The sequence below is a fragment of the Henriciella sp. genome (assembly GCF_029936995.1).
Lineage (GTDB): Bacteria > Pseudomonadota > Alphaproteobacteria > Caulobacterales > Hyphomonadaceae > Henriciella.
Map to the genome: position 1 here is coordinate 34,153 of NZ_JAPYRE010000006.1, position 20,513 is coordinate 54,665.

Consider the following 20,513-nt stretch of genomic DNA (forward strand, 5'->3'; position numbering starts at 1 on the left):
AGGTCCACAATAAAATCTCGTGAAGGCTCACCGCGATGACGTCAAAGCGCCCGACATTCACCGACAAGGAAGCGCTCGAATTCCACCGTCACCCCCAACCCGGCAAACTGTCCGTTGCGCCGACCAAGCCAATGTCGACACAGCGCGATCTCTCGCTGGCTTACAGCCCGGGCGTTGCCGTTCCCGTCAAGGCGATTGCCGAAAATGAGGATCTGGCTTTCGAGTACACCTCCAAGGGCAACATGGTGGCCGTCATTTCCAACGGCACGGCCATTCTCGGCCTCGGCAATCTCGGCGCGATGGCGTCAAAGCCGGTCATGGAAGGCAAGTCGGTCCTGTTCAAGCGCTTTGCCGATGTCGATTCCATCGATGTCGAGGTGTCGACGACCGACACAGAGGAGTTCATCACCACGGTCCGCAATATCGGTGAGACCTGGGGCGGCATAAACCTGGAAGACATTGCCAGCCCGGACTGCTTCATCATCGAGAGCCGCCTGCGGGAAGAAGTCGATGTTCCGGTCTTCCACGACGACCAGCATGGCACGGCCATCATTGCAGCTGCCGGCCTGATCAATGCCTGCCACATCACGGGCCGTGAGCTGGGCGACCTCAAGGTTGCGATTTCGGGGGCCGGTGCAGCAGGGCTTTCCTGCGCGGGCCTGATCCGTCATCTGGGCGTGAAGGCTGAAAACATCCTGATGTGCGACTCCAGCGGCGTTGTCTATGAAGGCCGCACCGACAAGATGGACCAGTTCAAGTCCGCCTTTGCGGTGAAGACCGAAAAGCGCACGCTGACAGAAGCCATGGAGGGCGCGGACGTGCTTCTCGGCCTGTCGATTGCCGGTGCCGTCACCCAGGACATGGTCAAGGCCATGGCGAAGGATCCGATCATCTTCGCAATGGCCAATCCGGACCCGGAAATCACGCCGGAGGACATCAAGGCCGTGCGTGACGATGCGATCATCGCGACGGGACGCTCGGACTATCCCAACCAGGTTAACAATGTTCTCGGCTTTCCTTACATCTTCCGTGGCGCGCTCGATGTGCGTGCCCGCTCCATCAATGAGGAGATGAAGGTCGCCGCAGCACAGGCGCTTGCAGAGCTTGCGCGGGAAGACGTGCCGGATGAAGTCGCGGCCGCCTATCATGGCTCGCGGCCGCAATTTGGCCGGGATTATATCATTCCGACACCATTCGACCCGCGCCTGATCAGCTTCGTGCCGCCCTTCGTGGCGCAGGCTGCGATGGATACCGGCGTCGCGCGCACCCCGATCCCGGACATGGACGAGTATCGCCGCATGCTGGCGCGCCGTCTCGATCCGACGGCCTCCTTCCTGCAGGGCGTACAGGCCGCCGTGCGTGAGAAACAGCCGCGCATCGTTTTTGCCGAGGGCGAGGAGCCGTCCGTCGTGCGGGCCGCCTATTCCTTCAAGAACCAGGGGCTCGGCCATCCGATCCTGATCGGGCGGGAAGAACAGGTCACGCGCGCCATGCAGCAGATGGGCGTGCCGGAAGGCTCGCTCGATATCATCAATGCGCGCCTGTCCGACCGCAATCCGGAATATACCGACTACCTCTATGACCGGCTGAAGCGGCAGGGCTTCCTGCGCCGCGACGTGCAGCGCCTCGTCAACCAGGACCGCAACGTGTTCGGCTCCTGCATGCTGAAATTCGGCGATGCCGACGGGATGGTGACAGGTGTGACGCGGAATTACGATGTTGCGTTGAAGGACGTGCAGGCGGTTCTCGACCCGATCGACGACAAGCAGGTCATCGGCATGTCCATGGTGGTCAACCAGGGCAAGACGATCTTCATCGCTGATACCAGCATCACCGAGTTGCCGGTGGCAGAGGAGCTTGTCGGCATTGCCGAGGAAGCGGCGAGCGCTGTCAGCAGTCTTGGTTTCACGCCGCGCGTGGCTTTCGTCTCCTACTCGACCTTCGGCAATCCGTATGGCGAGCGGATGGAAAAGGTCCGTGAGGCCGTTGCCATGCTGGACGAGCGTGACGATGTCGATTTCGAGTATGAGGGCGACATCTCCGTCGATGTGGCGATGAATCCGAACCACAAGATGATGTACCCGTTCTCGCGCCTGACGGATTCGGCCAACGTGCTCGTCATGCCGGCCATTCACTCGGCAGCGATTGCAACGAAGCTGCTGACCTCAATGAGCCGGGCAACCGTGATCGGGCCAATCCTGCTTGGCTTTGAAAAGCCGGTGCAGATCGCCTCACTTGGCGCAACGGTTTCGGACATCGTCAACCTGGCGACATTCGCCGCATTCGACATCGACAAGCTGGTCCACAACGTTCCGGCGGAATAGGCTAGGGCGTCCTCAATACCTGTCAGGCCTTGTCCTGACCGGGCGTGGCAGGGGGTGCGTGTTCGAAGACGGACTCCCGGTCCGGCTTCATGCGGGTTGAGAACCAGGACAGCAGGATGGCTGGAGTGCCGAGAATGGCGGCGACCAGGAAGAAGGTCGAATAGCCGCTGATCGTCGCCTCATCGCCAGCGCCTCCGCTGAACGCGGTCACCATGACGCCGGACGTGCCGGCCACGAGTTTTGGCCCGAGCGAATAGATCGAGCTGAAGATCGCATACTGGGTCCCGGCAAATGATTTCGACACCATGGTCGACATGAAGGCGACGAAGACGGTGCCCGCGAAACCGCCGGCGATATTGTCGGCCGTTACGGCGATGAACAGCGGCAGCAGCGTGTCGGAAGGTTGCATGACCAGCCAGGAGAAGGTCAGGTTGCCGAGCACCGAGACGATCGCGCCGATGATGAGCGATGTACGCAGGCCGAATTTCAGGGCCGAAACACCCGCCAGTGCCACACCAATAAAAATGATCCACGGGCCGTAAGTGCCGCTGATGACGCCGATGTCTGCGGGCGAATAGCCCATATGGGTGTAGGCGGGCTTGGCCATCACGCCCATGACGATATCGCTGAGCCGGTAGGAGGAGACGAAGAGCAGGATCAGGAGCGCGATCCAGCCATGCCGCCAGAAAAAGTCGAGGAAGGGCGCAAGCGCCGGGCTCTTCTTGGCCAGCGACTCCGCCTTGAGGCGCCGGATGAACGGGATGGAGACCGCACACAGCAGGATCGGGGCGGCGGCGATATAGATCGCCAGCGTGGCGACATCGCCGCGCGACATCTCGATCCCGGCAAGTGTCAGCAGCTTTGGAAGCAGGAAGCCGATCAGCGCGGCGACGAGCGCGATGAGCGCGAAGCAGCCGACCGCGAAGCCGAGGCCGACCAGGAGCCCGCCGGTGGAAAATTCCGAGCCTTCCGGGCGGTCGCGCAGGGCCTGGACAACGGCATAGACGAAGCCGAGCGCGGCGAACGCAGAGATCGTGTAAAGCAGCCAGCTGACGGCGCTCAGAAGAATGTGCCAGACATTGCCATCCTCGAAGATTCCCGCGAACGAGCCGAAGGCCGAGGCCATGCCGATCCCGAGCAGGAGCACACCGGCAGCCGCGGCCGACTGGATGCCGAAACGGCGGTCCCAGATCGCGAAGACGAGTGCGCCAAGCCCCATCGTGGCGGCCATCGCCCAGTAGGCGACAGGGAAGTTGGCGACACCAGCAATCACCAGCGCGACGCCGCCGGAGATCACCATGCCGACCTTGTAACCATACTGGTAGGCGGCGGCGAGCGTGGCCTGCTCGTCATCATTGGCAGCCGCCTCGATGCGCCATGCGTCGATGCCGATGTCCTGCGTGGCGGAGCTGAACGCCATCAGGAAGGAGAAAAGCGCGGTGGCGGCAAGGCTGCCGGCCGGGTTGGAGAAACCAATGCCGACCATGGCGAGCGCGACGCCGATCTGGGCGACAAAGATCCAGGCGCGGCGGCGCCCGAATATCCTGGCGAGGCCCGGCGGATCGAACCGGTCGACAAGCGGGGCCCAGACGAATTTGAAGGAGTAGGCAAGCCCGAACCATGAGAAGAAGCCGATCAGGGCCTCATCGACCTGGCTTTCCTTGAGCCAGACAGACAGGGTCGAGAAATAGAGGAGGAAAGGCAGTCCGGCGGTAAAGCCGAGCACCAGCATCATGGCGATCTTGGGCTGGGCGAACTGGCGCAGGGTTTCTTTCAGGCTGCGCTTGCCCTCTGCCGCACCGGCTACCTCGCTCATGCCGCGCCCGAGGATTTGCGGGTCCAGTCGGTAGCCAGGCGGCGCAAGGCGTCTGCGTTGAGCGGTTTGGCAGCGACGCCGCTGGCCCCGCAGGCACGTGCACGGCGTTCGATGTCGGGATTGATTTCTGCCGAAATTGCGATGATCGGCATGTCCATGCCTTCGCGTCGCATTGTCTTCATCGCGTCGTATCCATCCATGATCGGCATGCGCAAGTCCATGAAAACCAGCTCTGGCGCCAGGCTCTCGCAAAGATCGACCGCTTCGCGGCCCGTTGACGCGACACTGACCGAGAACCCTGCCGATTCCAAGGCGCGGCGTGCAATCAGCGTGTTTACCGGATTGTCGTCTGCGATGAGAACGCGCCCGCCATTGACCGGTTCGGCGCTGTCATCGGTGGCGGCGCTACCCTGTGCGGCGAGCTCGACGCGCTCGGTCAGGGATTTATGCCGGAGGGGGCGGACCAGCCATCCGGCGGCACCCATGTCGTGAAAGCGGCTCATCAGGCCGCGGTCCTCGGGGCGCATCACGACAAGAACCGGCGCAATACGCATCAGGGCGCGCAGTGACCGTTCGGGCAGGTCTGCTGCGGCAAGTATGACATCCGGGCGGGCCTGGCGGGCCTGCTGGGCGTTTTCTACGATATGGGCGCGGGCACCAGCCTGGGAGAGGGACGCCCAGGCCGACAGGGCCGTGGCTGGAGCGAGGCCGGCCAGAACGATCCGGCGGGGCTCGTTCAGCTGTGAGGAAGGTATGGCTTCGTCTGAGGCATCTTCGATGGGGATGGAAACAAAGAAGCATGTGCCATTGCCGGGCTGGCTGTTGATCCAGACCGATCCGCCGAGAATTTCCGTAAGTTTCTTGACGATGGCGAGGCCGAGACCGACGCCGCCATCTTTCTGGGCATCGCCGGCAGAGGTCTGCCGGAAGGCATCGAAAAGCCCGTCCTGGTCGTCCCGGCTGATTCCGGGACCCGTGTCGCACACACGGAAGAGGAGTTTTGCGTTCACATATCGCACATCAATCAGGACACCGCCCTGTTCAGTGAATTTCAGGGCATTGCCGACAAGGTTGAACAGGATCTGGCGGATCTTGCCGGCATCCGCGATAGCCTCTTCAGGAACGCCTGAATGGATGACGACGCCAAGGTCGATACCGCTGTTGTGCGCCCGCGGGGCCAGCAGTTCGCTGACCTCACGGGCCAGTTCGGCAATCCGGAAGCGCTCAGGCTCGATCTCGCTGGTGCCCGTGTCGAGGCGGGCAAAATCGAGGATGTTGTTGAGCAGGTCGAGCAGCCGGGAGCCGGACAGGCGGATGGCGTCGGCATACTCCTTCTGGGCCGGATCGAGATCGGTTTCCAGCAACAGGGAAACAGTGCCGAGAATGCCGTTGAGCGGGGTACGGATCTCGTGGCTTGTCGCGGCCAGGAAGGCCTGTTCGGGGGAGAGCTTGCCGGACGGGTCTGTCATGGCCCCCTCTATGCCATGAAAGACTGACGATTCATTTAACTGCCGGAAGCGGCTGGCGACCGCATAAGGACGCCTATTGCGCCAGTGAACCGGTAGCCGCCCCGGCTGGCTGCTCATCCGGCAGGCGGCGGCGATAGCTCAACGCTTCGGCAACATGGACGCGGGCCACGCTGTCACTGCCATCAAGGTCGGCGATCGTGCGCGCGACCTTGAGAACGCGGTGATAGGCACGGGCCGAGAGGGCAAGCCGGGCAGCCGCATCCGAAAGCAGCGCTGCGGCCCGTTCATCCGGTGCGGCAATCGTGGCGATGTCGCGGGCCGGGGCATCGGCATTGACAGGGCGAGCTCCCGTGTCGGCTGCATCGGCGTAACGTTCGGTCTGGACAGCGCGCGCTCCGGCGACGCGGGCGGCAGCTTCCTTGCTGCCTTCTGTCGGAGCGGGCAGGGACAGGTCCATGGCGGTGACGGGCGGGGTGTCGAAGAACAGGTCGATCCGGTCAAAGAAGGGCCCGGAGATACGGGACTGGTAATTGCGTGCACAGGCCGGGCCGCGCCGGCAGGCCCCGGTGCCGGGCCCGCCGCCGCAGCGGCAGGGGTTCATGGCTGCCACAAGCTGGAAGCGGGCGGGATAGCGTACATGGCGGTTGGCCCGTGAAATGACGACGGCACCGTCCTCCAGCGGCTGGCGGAGGCTGTCGAGCACCTGGGCCGGGAACTCCGGAAGCTCGTCCAGGAAGAGAACGCCGTGATGGGCCAGCGAGACTTCACCGGGCCGGGCCTTCATGCCGCCGCCGACAAGGGCAGGCATCGAAGCAGAATGGTGCGGTGCGCGAAACGGACGCTGGCGGGAGAGCTGGCCACGCTCAAGCAGGCCTGCGACGGACTGGATCTGCGAAACCTCCAGAAGTTCGGTCGCCGAAAGCGGGGGCAGCAGGCCGGGCAGGCGCTGGGCGAGCATGGACTTGCCTGAGCCCGGCGGGCCACAGAAGAGGAGATTATGCCCCCCGGCCGCAGCGATCTCCAGGACGCGCTTGGCCCCGTCCTGACCCTTCACATCTGCGAGATCCGGCATCGCGCCCGGCGGGTCTAGCTCACCGGCGATGGGCGGTACGAGACTGCTGCGCCCGGCGAAATGGTTGATCATGGCGATCAGGCTGGGCGCGGCGAGGGCGCCTTCCCCGGCCCAGGCGGCTTCCGGTCCGCTGGGTTCAGGGCAGATGAGGCGCAGGTCCAGTGCAATGGCGGCCATTGCGGCGGGCAGGACGCCAACTGTCTCGCCGAGGCTGCCATCGAGTGACATCTCACCGATAGCAGCGTGCCCGTCGAGGGCATCGGGCGCTATGACGCCCATAGCCGCCAGAATGGCCAGCGCGATGGCGAGGTCATAATGGCTGCCCTCCTTGGGCAGGTCGGCCGGGGCCAGATTGACAGTGATACGCTTGGGAGGAAGGGCAAGCCCTATGGCCGAAAAGGCGGCGCGGACACGTTCCCGGCTTTCGCCAACGGCCTTGTCAGGCAGGCCGACAATCGTGAAAAAGGGCTGGCCCGATGTGATCTGGACCTGTACGTCGACAGGTTTTGCATCAATGCCTTCAAAGGCAAATGTCGTTATTCTGGCCACCATCCGCGATACCCCACCTTTTCAAGTGGCGTAGCACAGGCACCGGAACAAATAAAGAACGATTTTCCATTTCCGGTTTCAACCGGAAAACTGCCTAGTCGAGCCGGATTAGATCATCATCCGGCGTTTCGGCAGGATCCTGCTCGGGCTCAACCGGGCTGCTGCCTTCCTGTGCCGGGAAGTTCGGTGTCTGGACTTCCGGTACCTGGTTCAACGCGTTCTCACGCACGGCACCTTCCGGCAGCCGGAACCCGTCAGGGCTTTGCTGGGTGCTGTCCGGTCCGCGCAGATTGAACTGGCCTGAGGAGGCCGGGCTGCTGGCAGGCTGTGTGTCACCCGTGGAGTAGCGCAGGTTGAACTGGCTGGTTTCCGGTTGCGCGTTCTCATTCGCTGTTTCGGAAGCATCGGCTGCATCGGGCGCTTGAGCCTGCTGCGAACACGCGACACCCGCCATCGAGACAGCGAGAACTGAGGCAAAGGTCAAAGCTTTCATGTTCATACCCCTAAGGTGTCTGTCCACTCAGGACTTGGCAACCATATCTTGCACAACATCCAAGAAGATGGCCGCTGCATCTATGCCTGTAAAGCGCTTGAGTTCCTGAATCCCGGTCGGCGATGTGACGTTTACCTCGGTCAGCCGGTCGCCGATGATGTCGATCCCGACGAAAATCTGACCGCGGCGTTTGAGCTCCGGGCCGATGGCACGGCAGATTTCAAGGTCTGTGTCGGACAGCTCGACCGGCTCGGCTGTGCCGCCAACATGCATGTTGGAGCGTGTTTCGCCTTTCTTGGGACGGCGGTTGATCGCGCCCACAGGTTCGCCGTTAATAATGATGACGCGCTTGTCTCCGTTTGAGACGGCCGGCAGGAAGGCCTGGGCGATGAGGGGTTCACGCGTGCGCTCGAGGAACATTTCCATCAGCGAACTGAAATTGGAATCGTCCTCTTTCATCCGGAAGACACCAGCCCCGCCATTGCCATAGAGAGGTTTTATGATGATGTCCTTGTGGCGGGCGCGGAAATCGAGGATCGCGCCGAGGTCGCGCGAGATCAGGGTGTCGGGTACGATCTCCGGGAAGAGCAGCGGGAAGATCTTCTCTGGACCGGACCGGACAAATTCCGGGTCGTTGAGGACAAGCGTGCGGCCCTTGAGCTGTTCAAGCAGGTGGCAGGCCGTAATGTAGGCCATGTCAAAGGGCGGATCCTGGCGCATCAGGACGACATCGACATCTTCAGCCAGGTCGAGGAGGGTTTCGCTGCCGAGAATGCCGGGCGTTTCACTGACACGCTGGACCCTGGCCGGCCGGGCGCGGGCCAGAAGACGGTCTGTGTCGAATGTCAGGTGCTTGGGCTGGTAGACGAACAGCTCATGGCCGCGCTCCTGGGCTGCTTCGGCCAGGGCGAAAGTCGTGTCTCCGTTGATGTCGACGTCTTCCAGCGGGTCCATCTGGATGGCGATACGCAGGCTCATTTTGCCTCCTGTGAACATGATAGCGCGGCCTATATGAGACCGATTGGGCGGCTTGATAAGCCATTGGCGGAGAATGTCTGTTCCATCAGGCCGGAAAAAGCGCGCGACAAGACAGAATTGCGAGCCCTGAATCCTGAAAGGACATTAAAAGCAATGTAATAGTAATTGCAGAGTGTGAAGGCTGTACTTTTGTCCACGATGCATGAGAAAGTGCCGCCAAGACCTGAGGTGATTTGGCGCTGGGAGCTTTCGCGATGAAGCGTATCTTTCTGACACTAGCAGCCGGGCTGGCGATTGCTGCCTGCGAGAGCGCGGAGCGAGGGGCCGTGTCTGGACAGGACGGCCAGACGGGACAGTCTGAAATCACGGGCCAGACCGTTGCCGAGATGGAGAACATGACGGTTACGGGCGCACTCTCTTACCGCCAGCGCATTGCGCTGCCAGCGGATGCGATGGTGAAGATTTCCATATGGGATGCAGGGCTGACTGCTGAGCAGGAAGCGCCTTTCGCGGAGCGGAGTTTCGCGCTGAATGGCCGGCAGGTCCCGATCCCGTTCGAGATCGAACTGGGAGCCGGGATCGAGCTGGAAACCGACGCGCTGCGCCTTGAAGCCCAGATTACCAACGGGCGCGGCAACGTTCTCTGGGAGAATGCCGAAACCGCCATGTTCGATTTCCAGCCGGGAAATGCCGATCTCGACGTCATCGCACTGGCGCCGACCCGGGCTGCGGTTGTCGACAAGAGCGAGCTGACAGGCCGGGAATGGCTGGCTGCGCGCATGGGTGGCGAGGCGCTGCTTCACACCTCCAGGGTCACGATCAATTTCAGCGAGGATGGCCGCCTGTCAGGCAATGCGTCCTGCAATGCCTATACAGGCAGTTACACGCTTGAAGAGGGTGAACTGAGCATCGGCCCGCTGGCCCTGACGCGCAAGGCCTGCGTCCCGCAGCTCATGGATCAGGAGCAGGGTTTCATTTCCATGTTGCAGAACGTCTCCGACGTGCGTGTCGACAGGACGGGGAAACTGCTTCTGGAGACAACGGACGGTGAGACGATCACCGCCCGCTAGCCGGCGTCCCGATCAGCTGGACGGCCCGCCGGCCAGTTCGCCATCATCCTGCACGCCACGGCCCGTCTCATAGGCGGTGTCGCGCACGCGGACATAGGAGACGACGCGTTGCACGCCGCCGACAATGCTGGCGCGGCGCGTGGCTTCGTTGAGTTCGGACTGCGTGCGCGCAATCCCCATCAGGTAGACCACGCCGCCATAGGTCTCGATATTGTAATTGACGCTCTTGACCTCGCTCGATCCGACGAGGGAGGCCCGCACGCGGGCCGTGATGAGTTCATCCGAGGCATTCGTGAAAAAGCCGCCGGGGCGCTCAATGACGATCTCGTTGGCAACATCGCGTGTCCGGGTCGAGCTCCAGGCCAGGTCTTCAGCACGTACGCGCTGCTCGGGCGAGGAGACGCGTCCGGAGAGGAGGACGAGGCCCTGTGCAACTTCCACGTCGACTTCGCCAAGCCCGCCTTCGTTGAGCAGCTTCGCCTTGATTTCATTGGAGGTCGTCGCGTCATCGACGGCTTCGCCCATTGTCCGATCCTGCGCGGCGGCGACACCGACGGCTGTGCCTGTGCCAACAGCGGCGGCAACACAGCCTGAAGCGATAACGGGCGCGCAGAGGGCAAGCGAGAGGAGTGCGGGTTTCAACATGGCCGGTCTCTTCTGGTTAGGATTCTACTGGTCCGTGCCTAGAACGGGGTTGAGGCAAAATCTGGGCGCCACCTGTCACGAAGGTGAATTGGCAGGGCATGTGGCAAAACGATCACAAGGTCGAAACGCCAGTCGAGGCCGGACAGGGCAGGCTTTCCTGCCATCCAGCTTTCTGCTGCGCGGCTGATGCGCCGCCAGTTTTTCTCCGGCACGGCCTCCTCGCCCAGCCTGCGGGTTTTGCGGGCCTTGACCTCGACAAAGGCGATCTGGCGGCCACGTCGCGCGACAAGGTCGATCTCGCCGACCGGCAGGCGTACGCGCCGGGCCAGGATACGATAGCCTTTCAGGCGCAGCCACAAGCCGGCAAGTGTCTCCGCGCGCCGGCCGTGTGCTTCGGCGGCGCGCCGGTCAGCCATCGGCCTTGAGGGTGAGGGCGCGCTGATAGGCATCGCGTTTCGAGATGTTGAAAGTGGCCGCGACGGTATTGGCGGCCTGTTTGACCGGCATGTCGGCAAGGGCTGTGCGCAGGGCGGTGTCGATGTCGTCCTGGCTGGTTTCTGTGGCTTCGGGCGGGCCGACAAGAATGACGATCTCGCCCCTGGGGGCACCTTCTGCCTGATAGTGGGCGGCAAGCTCCCCCAGTGGGGCGCGGCGGGTCTCCTCGAACAGCTTGGTGAGCTCACGCGTGACAACCGCGGGCCTCTCCTCGCCAAGTGCGGCGGCGAGATCCGACAGGCAGGCGGCAAGTCGTGAGCCGCCTTCATAGAAGATCAGCGTGGCAGGCACACTGGCAAGGGCTTTTGCCTCGCGCTGGCGCTGGCCGGATTTGACCGGCAGGAAGCCGCAGAACATGAACCTGTCGCTCGGCAGGGCGGAAGCGACAAGCCCGGCCAGCATGGCGGAGGCACCGGGCACCGGCACGATGCGGATACCGGCGTCTGCGGCGTCGCGCACGAGTTTCCAGCCCGGATCCGATACAAGCGGGGTTCCCGCGTCGGAGATCAGGGCGATTGTCGCGCCATCTTCGAGCTTGCGCAGCAGGCCGGGGCGGCGTTCTGCCCCATTATGGTCATGGTAGGCACTCAGTTTTGCACGGATGCCATGTGCATCCATGAGCTTGCGGGCGACACGCGTATCCTCGGCCAGGACTTCATCGGCCGCGGCGAGTGTGTCGAGCGCACGTAGTGTGATATCGCGCAGATTGCCGATCGGCGTGGAGACGATGTGAAGACCGGGTTGAAGTTGCGCGCTGCCGTGTTGCCTGCCCCCGTGACCAGCACTAGTCTCGCCAGCATGAGTCTGGGACGCGGAACGGCTGTCTGCCGGAATGGAAGGATCTTTGGATGACATCACGGGCACAATCGCGCTTTGGCAGGCTCGCGCCAAGTCTTGTTTTCTCCGCATTCCTGTTTGTTACAGCCTGTGCGACAGAGACGACGCGTCAGCCAGCCCCGATCAGCACCGGTACGCCTGGCCAGACACGGTCCACGCCGGACCGGGTCCAGCAGCCTGAACAGCCCGACCGGCTGACGCTCGATGAGCGGAGAAGTCTCCATGCGGGCGGCTTCGATGTGGATGCCAACGGTATGCCGCTGCCGGAAGAGGGCGCGTTCACGCCGGAATTCCTTGCAGACCGCGATCTGGTACGGGCAGGCGTATTGCTGCCATTCTCCCACCCGAATGCGGGCGTACGCGCGGAAGCAGAAGGGATGCTCGCAGGGATCGAGATGGCAATGTTCGACCATGCGCACGACAATTTCGTCCTCATGCCCAAGGATACTGCCGGTTCAAGGAGCAAGGCAGTCGAAATGGCCAAGCAGGCCCAGTCACAAGGAGCAGATTTCTTCCTTGGTCCACTGTTCGGAGACAATATTGCGGGATTGAACGAGACCCGCTCGCTGGCCGGGCTGCCGATCATCGGGTTCTCGAATGATCGCGGCGTTGCTGGCGGAAACACGTGGCTTGCTTCCATCAGTCCGGAAGAGGAAGTGGCCGCTCTTGTAGAGTATGCGACCAGCCAGGGCTTCCGTCAGTTTGCGTATTTCGGGCCTCAGAGCGCGCTCGGTAACCGGATCGAGAGTGCGCTACAGTTTGAGGCCAGCCAGCATGGGGCGAGTGTTGTGGCCTCCGGTTTCTATCCTGACGGCAGCAATTCCCCGACGAGCGAAGCGCAATATCTCGCCCGTTCAATCAATTCCGCAGAACAATATGGCGGCCCGATCGCTGTGCTGATCCCCGAAAGCGGGACACAGCTGCGCAAGGTCGCGCCCCTGCTTGCCTATTATGGCATTCGCCGCAGCGTTCAGCTGGTCGGCCTGTCCGGCTGGAACGATGAGAGTGTATGGCGTGAACCTTCATTGAAGGGTGGCTGGTTCGTTTCCCCGCCGCAAGAAGACCTGGATGCATTCGCCACACGCTATCAGAGGATTTACGGACGCGCCCCGACGCGGCTTGCTGCGCAGGCCTATGATGCGGCCGCACTTACCATGCAGCTGGCCGCCGATGGTGAGCTGGAGCGCGATGAAATTCTGGGTGGCGACGGTTTCGTTGGCCTGAATGGGCTTTTCCGGTTTACCAGTGACGGCAATGCCGAACGCAAGCTCTCGATTTACGAAGTGACACAGGACGGCAATTCCAGCCTGTTGAATCGCGGTGCTGAAACCTTCGATCCGGGGATTGGCTAATCCTCAGTTGTCCTCAGCGGCAGGTTCGGGCAGGCCCAGCAGGCGCCGCGCAGCCCTGCGATGGCGATCACGTATCTGTACACCGACGATGCTGAGTGCGGTGGCCAGGACGGTCGCGTCATCGGTGAATCCGAGCCCGGCAATAAGGTCCGGTACAGCGTCTGTCGGTGTCACGAAATAGGCCAGAGCGGCAAACAGGACAGCCTTGGCCTTGCGCGGCGTCTGCGGGTCGATCGCGGCATAGTAGGCCGCAGCAAGATCATCCGCGAAAGGCAGGCGCCCGGCGAGACGCAACAGCTTGGGGATGAACCTGCGCTTCGTGCGGGCACGGTCCTGCTCTATGGGCAGGGGCAGGTACATCGGCTGGTCGCTGCCGTTTTCAATCACAATTTCCCTTGGGTTACGCATTGGCGGGCTTCTCCATACCCTATAGATCGCTTGCATCCATCGAACGTTCCAAGGAGGTCCATCCAAGATGAAACTCAGCTCAGACATCAGCGCAGTCATCACCGGCGGCGCATCCGGTCTCGGCGCTGCTACGGCCCGCAAACTCGCCGCAGAAGGCGTCAAGGTCGCCCTTTTCGACCTGAATGAAGAAAAAGGCGAAGCACTTGCCAAAGAGCTTGGCGGCGTTTTCTGCAATGTCAATGTAACCGACGAAGCATCTGTCGATGCCGGTTTCGAGAAAGCCCGTGCCGCCATCGGTCAGGAGCGCATCCTCGTGAACTGCGCCGGGACCGGCAATGCCGTGAAAACGGCCAGCCGTGACAAGCAGTCCGGCGAGATCAAGCATTTCCCGCTCGACAAGTTCGACATGATTATCCAGATCAACCTGGTCGGGACATTCCGCTGTATCGCCAAGTCGGCTGCCGGCATGATGACGCTGGACCCGATCGACGGCGAGCGTGGTGCAATCGTCAACACAGCGTCCGTCGCTGCTGAAGATGGCCAGATGGGGCAGGCTGCCTATTCCGCTTCCAAGGGCGGTGTCGTCGGCATGACGCTGCCAATCGCGCGCGACCTCGCACGTGAGCTGATCCGCGTAAACACCATCCTGCCGGGTATCTTCAACACACCGCTCATGCAGGGTGCGCCGGACAATGTGAAACAGGCACTTGCCGCTTCCGTGCCGAACCCGGCCCGTCTCGGCAATGCCGAGGAATATGCTTCGCTGGCCGAGCAGATGATCACCAATGGCTATTTCAATGGTGAGGATGTGCGTCTCGACGGTGCGATCCGCATGGCGCCGCGCTGAGGCACCCGCCTGAAGGTGAAACAGAAAAAGCCCGCTCATCACGAGCGGGCTTTTTTTATAGCTTAGTCGGCCCCGATCTTATGCTGCTGGACGCAGGATCTGGCCGGACAGGTTCATGAGAACTTCGTCTGCCGAGAAATAGGCCGGGTCATCGGGTTTTGGCCCGCGTCCCATCAGGATTTCGGCCGAAGCCTCGAAACGTGTGACTTCACGATAGTCCGGCGCATCGCGCCAGAAGGGGTCGTAGCGGTAATAGGACGGATAGAAGAGGCGTCCGTGATGGCCATAATAGCGGTAATGCGGCGCGAAATGACCATATGTCCCGCCGACGGGCACGAAGCTGGAGTCAGCGTCGGTCGCACGGCGGACCATGCGGAAATGGTCATACCCGCTCTGTGCCGTCAGCTCAGCGGCGCGGTATAGCAGATAGGTCTCAACTGTCTGGCGGTTGGTCAGGCTGTTGCCCGAGAAGCTGACGAGCCAGCGGTTATTCTCGATCTGCTGGTTGCTGTAGCCCCGGTCGGACGTGTTTGCGGCCTGATAGGGCGTAGATGTCGCACATGCACCAGCAAGAGCCAGGGCAGCGACAGCGGGGAGAAGGTGTCTAATTTTCATGGTCATCACCTGAGTTCATTTTCCATATTATATGGGAGCTAGCTGAACGTCAGGCAACGATATCGCACACTTTCAGGCGTCATGGCAGGGAAAATCCCGTGTTACATATGGCCTTCGGAGAGCTAGCCAAGTTTGCCGCGCGGCGGATAATCCTTGTTCTGGAGGAACTTCACCCCCTTGAGCACATCCTCGAAGGACGGGCGGGCAAAGGGGATGGTTTGAATCCAGCCTGCATAGTAAGTCGTGCCCTTGAAGAGGAGCAGGCCGGGTTCGCAGAAGAGCTCGGGCTCGTTGTCACTGATCGGGTCGGAGAGGTAGAGGCCGAAACGCTCTACAAAATCCTTTCCGAGGCCGTAGGCGACGGGCACTTCGCCGAGCTCCCACTCTGTGTGCGATTTTTCGGCGCGATCCTGTGTGTCCATGCTGGCGGAGACAATTCCGATACCGGCATCGGCAAAAGACTTCATCTGCGATCTGAGGGTCTGGAGCTGACCCTTGCAGACCGGGCAGTGAAGTCCGCGATAGGCGACGATCAGGCTCCAGCCGGTTTTCTGCTGTCCAAGCTCCCACCTGCTGCCATTGATGAGATTCAGAGTGATGTTACCGGCATCCTGGCCGGGCGCGATGCGGGTCATGGTCGTATCCCTGTTGGCTGTACCGGATCAACGGAGATACGCCCCGCTCGTTCCGCGCAAACGGCGCTCAAAAGAAAAGCCCGCAGCGTGAACACTGCGGGCTTTCGCTGACTGGATTGGTGAAGGTCTAGGCCGGGGTATGGCCAAGCACCGATTTGTATTCGAGGAATTCCTCGAAACCGACAGCGCCCCACTCACGGCCATTGCCGGACATCTTGTAGCCACCGAACGGGGCTTTCTGGTCCGGGCCGGCACCATTGATGTGGATGTTGCCAGCACGGATCTTGTTGGCCACGTCACGGGCATGGTTGATGTCGCTCGACTGGACATAGCCTGAGAGACCATACTCGGTGTCGTTGGCAATCCGGATGGCTTCGTCTTCATCCTCATAGGGCAGGATGCAGAGCACAGGGCCAAAGATTTCCTCACGCGCAATCGTCATGTCGTTGGAGACATTGGCGAAGACGGTCGGCTTGGTGAAGTAGCCCTTGTTGAAGCCTTCAGGACGGCCCGTTCCGCCTGTCACCAGCGTGGCGCCTTCATCAACGCCTTTCTGGATCAGGTCCTGGACCTTGTTCCACTGATTGGCGTTCGAGATCGGGCCAATGGCGCCCTTCTCGGCATCGGCGCCTGCACCGATCTTGACCGATTCCGCTGTCGCCTTGGCGATGGCCACGGCTTCGTCATGCTGGTCGCGCTGGACGAGCATGCGCGATGGCGCGTTACAGGACTGACCGGTGTTCATCATCATCTGCATGACGCCGCCACCAACAGCTTTGTTGAGGTCGGCATCCGGCAGGACGATGTTCGGGGACTTGCCGCCGAGTTCGAGGGCGACGCGCTTGACCGTCGGGGCTGCTGCCTGCTGAACGAGCGTGCCAGCGCGGGTCGACCCGGTGAAGCTCATCATGTCGATGCCCGGATGCTGGGACATGTAGGCACCAACGCCGGGGCCGTCGCCATTGACGAGGTTGAACACACCCGGCGGCACACCGGCTTCGTGGAAGATTTCAGCCACGATCATCGCATCCAGCGGTGCGATTTCCGACGGCTTGAGCACCATGGTGCAGCCTGTTGCGATCGCTGGGGCGACCTTGCAGGCGATCTGGTTCTGCGGCCAGTTCCACGGCGTGATGAAACCGCAGACGCCGACGGGCTCCTTGCGAAGCATCGTTGCGCCCATCTGCTCTTCGAACTTGTATTCGCGCAGGATCTTGGCGGCGGTCATATAGTGACCCATCCCGGCAGGAACCTGGGCGGCGTTGGCGAGCCACATCGGCGCGCCCATTTCGTCGGAAATCACCTGCGCCATGTCGCCAGCGCGGGCCTGGATGCCTGCGGCGATCTTTTCAAGCAGCTCCGCACGGTATTCCACCGAGGTCTGCGAGAATGAGGTGAAAGCGGTGCGAGCGGCTTCGACGGCCTTGTCGACATCGGCGTTGGAGCCGAGTGATATCCTGGCGAAAGCCTCCTCCGTGGCCGGGTTCTCGACGTCGAGCGTACGCGGTTCGACCGGGTCGACCCACTCACCATTGATGTAAAACTTGAGATAATCCTGCATGTCGTCCTCCGGTTGGTCTTCTTTCACTGACCCTGCGTATCTAAGCCCCACAGTCATCAAATGAAAGCACTATCGCCCCGTCACCTCGCGTGAATTTGAAGTAACGGGGCTGGATTTTTCTGGATTGCGGGAGATGAGCCAGCTGGTCCAGGCGTTAGCGGCTGCGCTTGAGGCTTCCCAGAATACCGCGCAGGACGTAGCGGGCGACATCGCGGGCAATTGTCCGGGTTGCTGTCTTCACCGCTGCTTCGGTGGCTGTCTGGCGGCGGGAAGAGGGGCGGCGCGCCTTTTTCCTTTCCAGCTCTCGTTTTGCCTTCTCTTCTTCCTGTGCGAGGCGTTCGGCTTCTTCGGCCGCGGCCTTTTCCTTCTCGATCAGGATTTCATAGGCCGACTCCCGGTCGAGGGACTTGTCATAACGTCCGGAGACGGGGCTTGCCGACATGATCTGGCTGCGCTCGGTATCATTGACCGGACCGAGACGGGAAGAAGGCGGTCGGATCAGCGTGCGCTGTACGATGCCGGGAGCGGCCTTGTCGTCGAGGGTCGAAACCAGGGCTTCGCCTGTGCCGAGCTGGGTGATGACCTCTTCAGTGCCGAATGCCGGATTTGGCCTGAAACTTTCTGCAGCGGCGCGCACGGACTTGCGTTCACTGGGGGTATAGGCGCGCAGGGCATGCTGGATACGGTTGCCGAGCTGGGCAAGCACACTGTCCGGCAGGTCGCGCGGATTCTGGGTGACGAAAAAGACCCCGACACCCTTTGAGCGGATCAGGCGCACCACCTGTTCGATCTTTTCCAGCAGCGCTTTGGGGGCATCCCTGAACAGCAGGTGGGCCTCGTCGAAGAAGAAGACGAGCTTCGGTTTTTCGGGGTCGCCGACTTCGGGAAGCTGCTCGAACAGTTCAGACAGCAGCCAGAGCAGGAAAGTAGAATAGAGTTTGGGCGAATTGATGAGGGTGGTGGCGTCGAGGATATTGACGATGCCGCGCCCGTCCGTGGCGGTACGCATCAGGTCGCCGAGTTCAAGGGCGGGTTCGCCGAAGAACTGTTCAGCCCCGGCGCGCTCAAGCTCCAGCAGGTCACGCTGGATGGCACTGAGAGAGGCGGAGGCGACATTGCCATAGCGCCGCGAGATATCCGCCCGGACCTCCTTGTCGCCCATATGGATCAGCAGTTTCTGGAGATCTTTCAGGTCGAGCAGGAGCAGGCCCTCGTCATCGGCATATTCGAAGGCAACCGTGAGAACACCCTCCTGGGTCTCTGTGAGGTCCATGAGCCGGGCAAGCAGGGTTGGGCCCATTTCGCTCACGGTCGTCCGCACCGGATGGCCTTTCTGGCCGAAGACGTCCCAGAAGACCGTGGGCACATCATGATAGGTGTAGTCGCTGAACCCGATCTTGCCGGCACGGGAGGTGAAGGCGTCATGGAGCTTGAAGCTTTCCGTTCCGCTCATGGCGAGACCGGACAGGTCGCCTTTCACGTCGGCGCAGAAAACCGGCACGCCTTCATTGGAAAAGCTCTCGGCCAGAATTTGCAGGGTAACGGTTTTGCCCGTCCCGGTCGCGCCAGCGATGAGGCCGTGACGGTTTGCACGATTCAGCAGCAGACCTTGTGCTTCATCCTGCTGCGGCCCGCCGCCGCCTATGTAGATCTTCGTGCCCATCAGCTGCCTCTTCATGATTTCCGGCTGTGAACGCTAGCCCCAAAATCAGGCGTGGCAAGGCCCCGGGGACTATGAAAGCGGACGCTTTTTCCGCACAAGGGAAACAGGATCGCCAGGGAGGCTGCAAATGTCCGGAAAGAGCCGGAAGTGGATGAACTTCAGGACTGAGCGGCACGGCGAAGTCTATGGGAGCTACCAGACAATCTATGACACGGTGGATGCGCTGGCGGCGATTGCTTTCATTGTCGGCTCGGTCCTATTCTTCAAGAAGAGTACCGAGGTGGCAGCGACATGGCTGTTCCTGATCGGCTCAGTCTTCTTCGCCGTCCGGCCGCTGGTTCATGTGGCGCGGGATTTCCATCTGGCGAAGTTGCCACATCACAGTGGCGAAGCGAAAGGTGAAGAGGAATGACGGTCCGCTCCGGTGTTGTCGGTATCTGGGTCATCGCCACAGGTGTCCTGATCGCGATCCTGTATTTCGGGCGTTCGATTTTCGCGCCTTTCGCACTCGCCGTCTTCCTGTTCCTGATCATGGAAGGGTTTGCGCGGGTTATCGACAACAAACTGCGCGTGCCGGGCCCTTATCTCAACCGGGCCATCGCCATCCTGACGGTCCTTGCCGGGTTCGGCCTTTTCTTCGGCTTGCTGGCCCAGGGTGTTGCCCAGTTCGGTGAGCAGGCGAGCGATTATGAGCAGAAGATCAACGCCCTCATCTCTGACATTTATGCCGTGATGAGAATGGACCAGGCGCCGACACTGACGGAGATCATCTTCAACGATACAGGCCAGCGCTTCTTTGCCACGATTGCGAACGCAACCGGTGACCTCTCGGGCGATCTCGTCGTTATCCTGATCTATGTCGCCTTCCTGTTCCTCGCCCAGTCTGCCTGGAGCCCCAAGCTGGATTACATCTTTCCCGTGACCGAGCGGCGTGAACAGGTACGTGACATTGGTCAGGCTGCACGCCGGGGGATCGAGACATACCTCTGGACCCAGACAGTCATTTCCGCCCTGATCACAGTCCTGACCTATTTCACGCTCCTGGTTCTCGGCGTGAGTAACACGCTATTCCTGGCCGGGCTCATCTTCGTGCTGAACTATATCCCGACGATCGGGTCCATCGTGGCAGCGCTGGTGCCCACCCTGTTTGCACTCGTGCAGCCAGACCTTCCAGCTTGGGTGCCGGGGGAGGGTGACAATGACAGCTATTTCTTCGCGATATTTGTTTTTGCCGGTGTCAGCTTCTGGCAGTTCGCAATCGGCAATTTCGTACAGCCAAGGATCATGGGAGAAACACTTAACCTTTCAGCGCTGGTTGTGTTGCTGTCACTGGCGATATGGGGTGCACTATGGGGCATTCCGGGCATGTTTCTCTCGGCGCCCCTGACAGTTTTGCTAATGATACTTTTTGCGCAATCAACATCGACTCGCTGGATCGCAGTCTTATTATCGGCAGATGGGAAACCAGGGGGGTTGGTTGCCGGTGCAGTAAATGACGATCTCGTTATTACTGCAGAATCAGCTGAGGATGAACCTTGGCAGAACTGACGTTGCGGCACATATTGATAATGGGTGAGCGTGAAATCACGCTGAAATGAAATCAGGCCTCCGCGTGCGTCCCCCCACCCAGCCTGCGGAGTTGCCTGTAGGGCCCGTCAGACACGTCCCCGTCTGGCGGGTCCGT

General features: G+C 61.4%; 19 protein-coding genes. 6 read left to right on the forward strand and 13 right to left on the reverse strand.

The features are described from left to right. The first annotated feature begins 35 nt into the window (after window positions 1-35). Complete coding sequence (locus tag Q1K31_RS13325; protein WP_300380452.1) at window positions 36-2,324, forward strand: NADP-dependent malic enzyme; 2,289 nt, start codon at window positions 36-38, stop codon at window positions 2,322-2,324. 22 nt (window positions 2,325-2,346) lie between these two features. Here the strand turns inward: Q1K31_RS13325 and Q1K31_RS13330 are convergent, their stop codons facing one another. From Q1K31_RS13330 to gshB, 5 genes are all read right to left on the reverse strand, one after another. Then, on the reverse strand, window positions 2,347-4,140 hold the full coding sequence (locus Q1K31_RS13330; protein ID WP_300380455.1) for a hypothetical protein: 1,794 nt from the start codon (window positions 4,138-4,140) through the stop codon (window positions 2,347-2,349). Next, window positions 4,137-5,609, reverse strand: a complete 1,473-nt coding sequence (locus tag Q1K31_RS13335) for a response regulator (protein WP_300380457.1) — start codon at window positions 5,607-5,609, stop codon at window positions 4,137-4,139. The genes Q1K31_RS13330 and Q1K31_RS13335 overlap by 4 nt, the downstream gene beginning before the upstream one ends. A 73-nt stretch (window positions 5,610-5,682) precedes the next feature. Further along, entirely contained in the window at window positions 5,683-7,233 is a 1,551-nt protein-coding gene (locus Q1K31_RS13340) for a YifB family Mg chelatase-like AAA ATPase (protein ID WP_300380460.1), read from the reverse strand. 91 nt (window positions 7,234-7,324) lie between these two features. Beyond that, the gene (locus tag Q1K31_RS13345; protein WP_300380463.1) at window positions 7,325-7,723 is read right to left on the reverse strand and encodes a hypothetical protein; all 399 of its coding nucleotides are present in this window, start codon (window positions 7,721-7,723) and stop codon (window positions 7,325-7,327) included. A 27-nt stretch (window positions 7,724-7,750) separates the two neighbouring features. Further along, on the reverse strand, window positions 7,751-8,701 hold the full coding sequence (gene gshB, locus Q1K31_RS13350; protein ID WP_300380465.1) for a glutathione synthase: 951 nt from the start codon (window positions 8,699-8,701) through the stop codon (window positions 7,751-7,753). Window positions 8,702-8,955: 254 nt separating this feature from the next. Between gshB and Q1K31_RS13355 the strand changes: the two genes are divergently transcribed. Continuing rightward, complete coding sequence (locus tag Q1K31_RS13355) at window positions 8,956-9,771, forward strand: META domain-containing protein (RefSeq protein ID WP_300380468.1); 816 nt, start codon at window positions 8,956-8,958, stop codon at window positions 9,769-9,771. Window positions 9,772-9,783: 12 nt separating this feature from the next. On the opposite strand, the gene Q1K31_RS13360 is transcribed toward Q1K31_RS13355, so the two are convergent. The 3 genes from Q1K31_RS13360 to rsmI are packed head-to-tail and all read right to left on the reverse strand — an operon-like array spanning window position 9,784 to window position 11,766. Continuing rightward, the gene (locus Q1K31_RS13360) at window positions 9,784-10,416 is read right to left on the reverse strand and encodes a BON domain-containing protein (protein ID WP_300380471.1); all 633 of its coding nucleotides are present in this window, start codon (window positions 10,414-10,416) and stop codon (window positions 9,784-9,786) included. A 38-nt stretch (window positions 10,417-10,454) separates the two neighbouring features. After that, the gene (locus Q1K31_RS13365) at window positions 10,455-10,832 is read right to left on the reverse strand and encodes a YraN family protein (protein ID WP_300380474.1); all 378 of its coding nucleotides are present in this window, start codon (window positions 10,830-10,832) and stop codon (window positions 10,455-10,457) included. Next, window positions 10,825-11,766, reverse strand: a complete 942-nt coding sequence (gene rsmI, locus Q1K31_RS13370; RefSeq protein WP_300380476.1) for a 16S rRNA (cytidine(1402)-2'-O)-methyltransferase — start codon at window positions 11,764-11,766, stop codon at window positions 10,825-10,827. The genes Q1K31_RS13365 and rsmI overlap by 8 nt, the downstream gene beginning before the upstream one ends. On the opposite strand from rsmI, the gene Q1K31_RS13375 reads away from it, so the two are divergent. After that, window positions 11,760-13,100 (forward strand): penicillin-binding protein activator, encoded by a 1,341-nt coding sequence (locus Q1K31_RS13375; RefSeq protein WP_300380479.1) that lies wholly within the window; start codon window positions 11,760-11,762, stop codon window positions 13,098-13,100. The two genes, rsmI and Q1K31_RS13375, sit on opposite strands and share 7 nt — an antisense overlap. A 3-nt stretch (window positions 13,101-13,103) precedes the next feature. Here the strand turns inward: Q1K31_RS13375 and Q1K31_RS13380 are convergent, their stop codons facing one another. Continuing rightward, the gene (locus Q1K31_RS13380; protein ID WP_300380481.1) at window positions 13,104-13,508 is read right to left on the reverse strand and encodes a YkvA family protein; all 405 of its coding nucleotides are present in this window, start codon (window positions 13,506-13,508) and stop codon (window positions 13,104-13,106) included. A gap of 67 nt (window positions 13,509-13,575) precedes the next feature. On the opposite strand from Q1K31_RS13380, the gene Q1K31_RS13385 reads away from it, so the two are divergent. Further along, window positions 13,576-14,355, forward strand: a complete 780-nt coding sequence (locus Q1K31_RS13385) for an SDR family NAD(P)-dependent oxidoreductase (RefSeq protein ID WP_300380484.1) — start codon at window positions 13,576-13,578, stop codon at window positions 14,353-14,355. A 78-nt stretch (window positions 14,356-14,433) separates the two neighbouring features. On the opposite strand, the gene Q1K31_RS13390 is transcribed toward Q1K31_RS13385, so the two are convergent. From Q1K31_RS13390 to Q1K31_RS13405, 4 genes are all read right to left on the reverse strand, one after another. Then, window positions 14,434-14,970, reverse strand: a complete 537-nt coding sequence (locus Q1K31_RS13390) for a hypothetical protein (RefSeq protein ID WP_300380487.1) — start codon at window positions 14,968-14,970, stop codon at window positions 14,434-14,436. Between the two features lie 122 nt (window positions 14,971-15,092). After that, a complete protein-coding gene (locus tag Q1K31_RS13395; RefSeq protein ID WP_300380489.1) occupies window positions 15,093-15,605 on the reverse strand; it encodes a redoxin domain-containing protein in 513 nt (170 codons plus the stop codon). Between the two features lie 127 nt (window positions 15,606-15,732). Continuing rightward, the gene (locus Q1K31_RS13400; protein WP_300380491.1) at window positions 15,733-17,166 is read right to left on the reverse strand and encodes an aldehyde dehydrogenase family protein; all 1,434 of its coding nucleotides are present in this window, start codon (window positions 17,164-17,166) and stop codon (window positions 15,733-15,735) included. A gap of 154 nt (window positions 17,167-17,320) precedes the next feature. Then, a complete protein-coding gene (locus Q1K31_RS13405) occupies window positions 17,321-18,829 on the reverse strand; it encodes a helicase HerA-like domain-containing protein (RefSeq protein ID WP_300380494.1) in 1,509 nt (502 codons plus the stop codon). A 127-nt stretch (window positions 18,830-18,956) separates the two neighbouring features. Here Q1K31_RS13405 and Q1K31_RS13410 point away from each other — a divergent pair, with 127 nt between their 5' ends. After that, on the forward strand, window positions 18,957-19,241 hold the full coding sequence (locus Q1K31_RS13410; protein ID WP_300380497.1) for a YrhK family protein: 285 nt from the start codon (window positions 18,957-18,959) through the stop codon (window positions 19,239-19,241). Further along, the gene (locus tag Q1K31_RS13415) at window positions 19,238-20,377 is read left to right on the forward strand and encodes an AI-2E family transporter (protein ID WP_300380499.1); all 1,140 of its coding nucleotides are present in this window, start codon (window positions 19,238-19,240) and stop codon (window positions 20,375-20,377) included. Before Q1K31_RS13410 ends, Q1K31_RS13415 begins: the two co-directional genes overlap by 4 nt. Window positions 20,378-20,513: the final 136 nt, after the last annotated feature.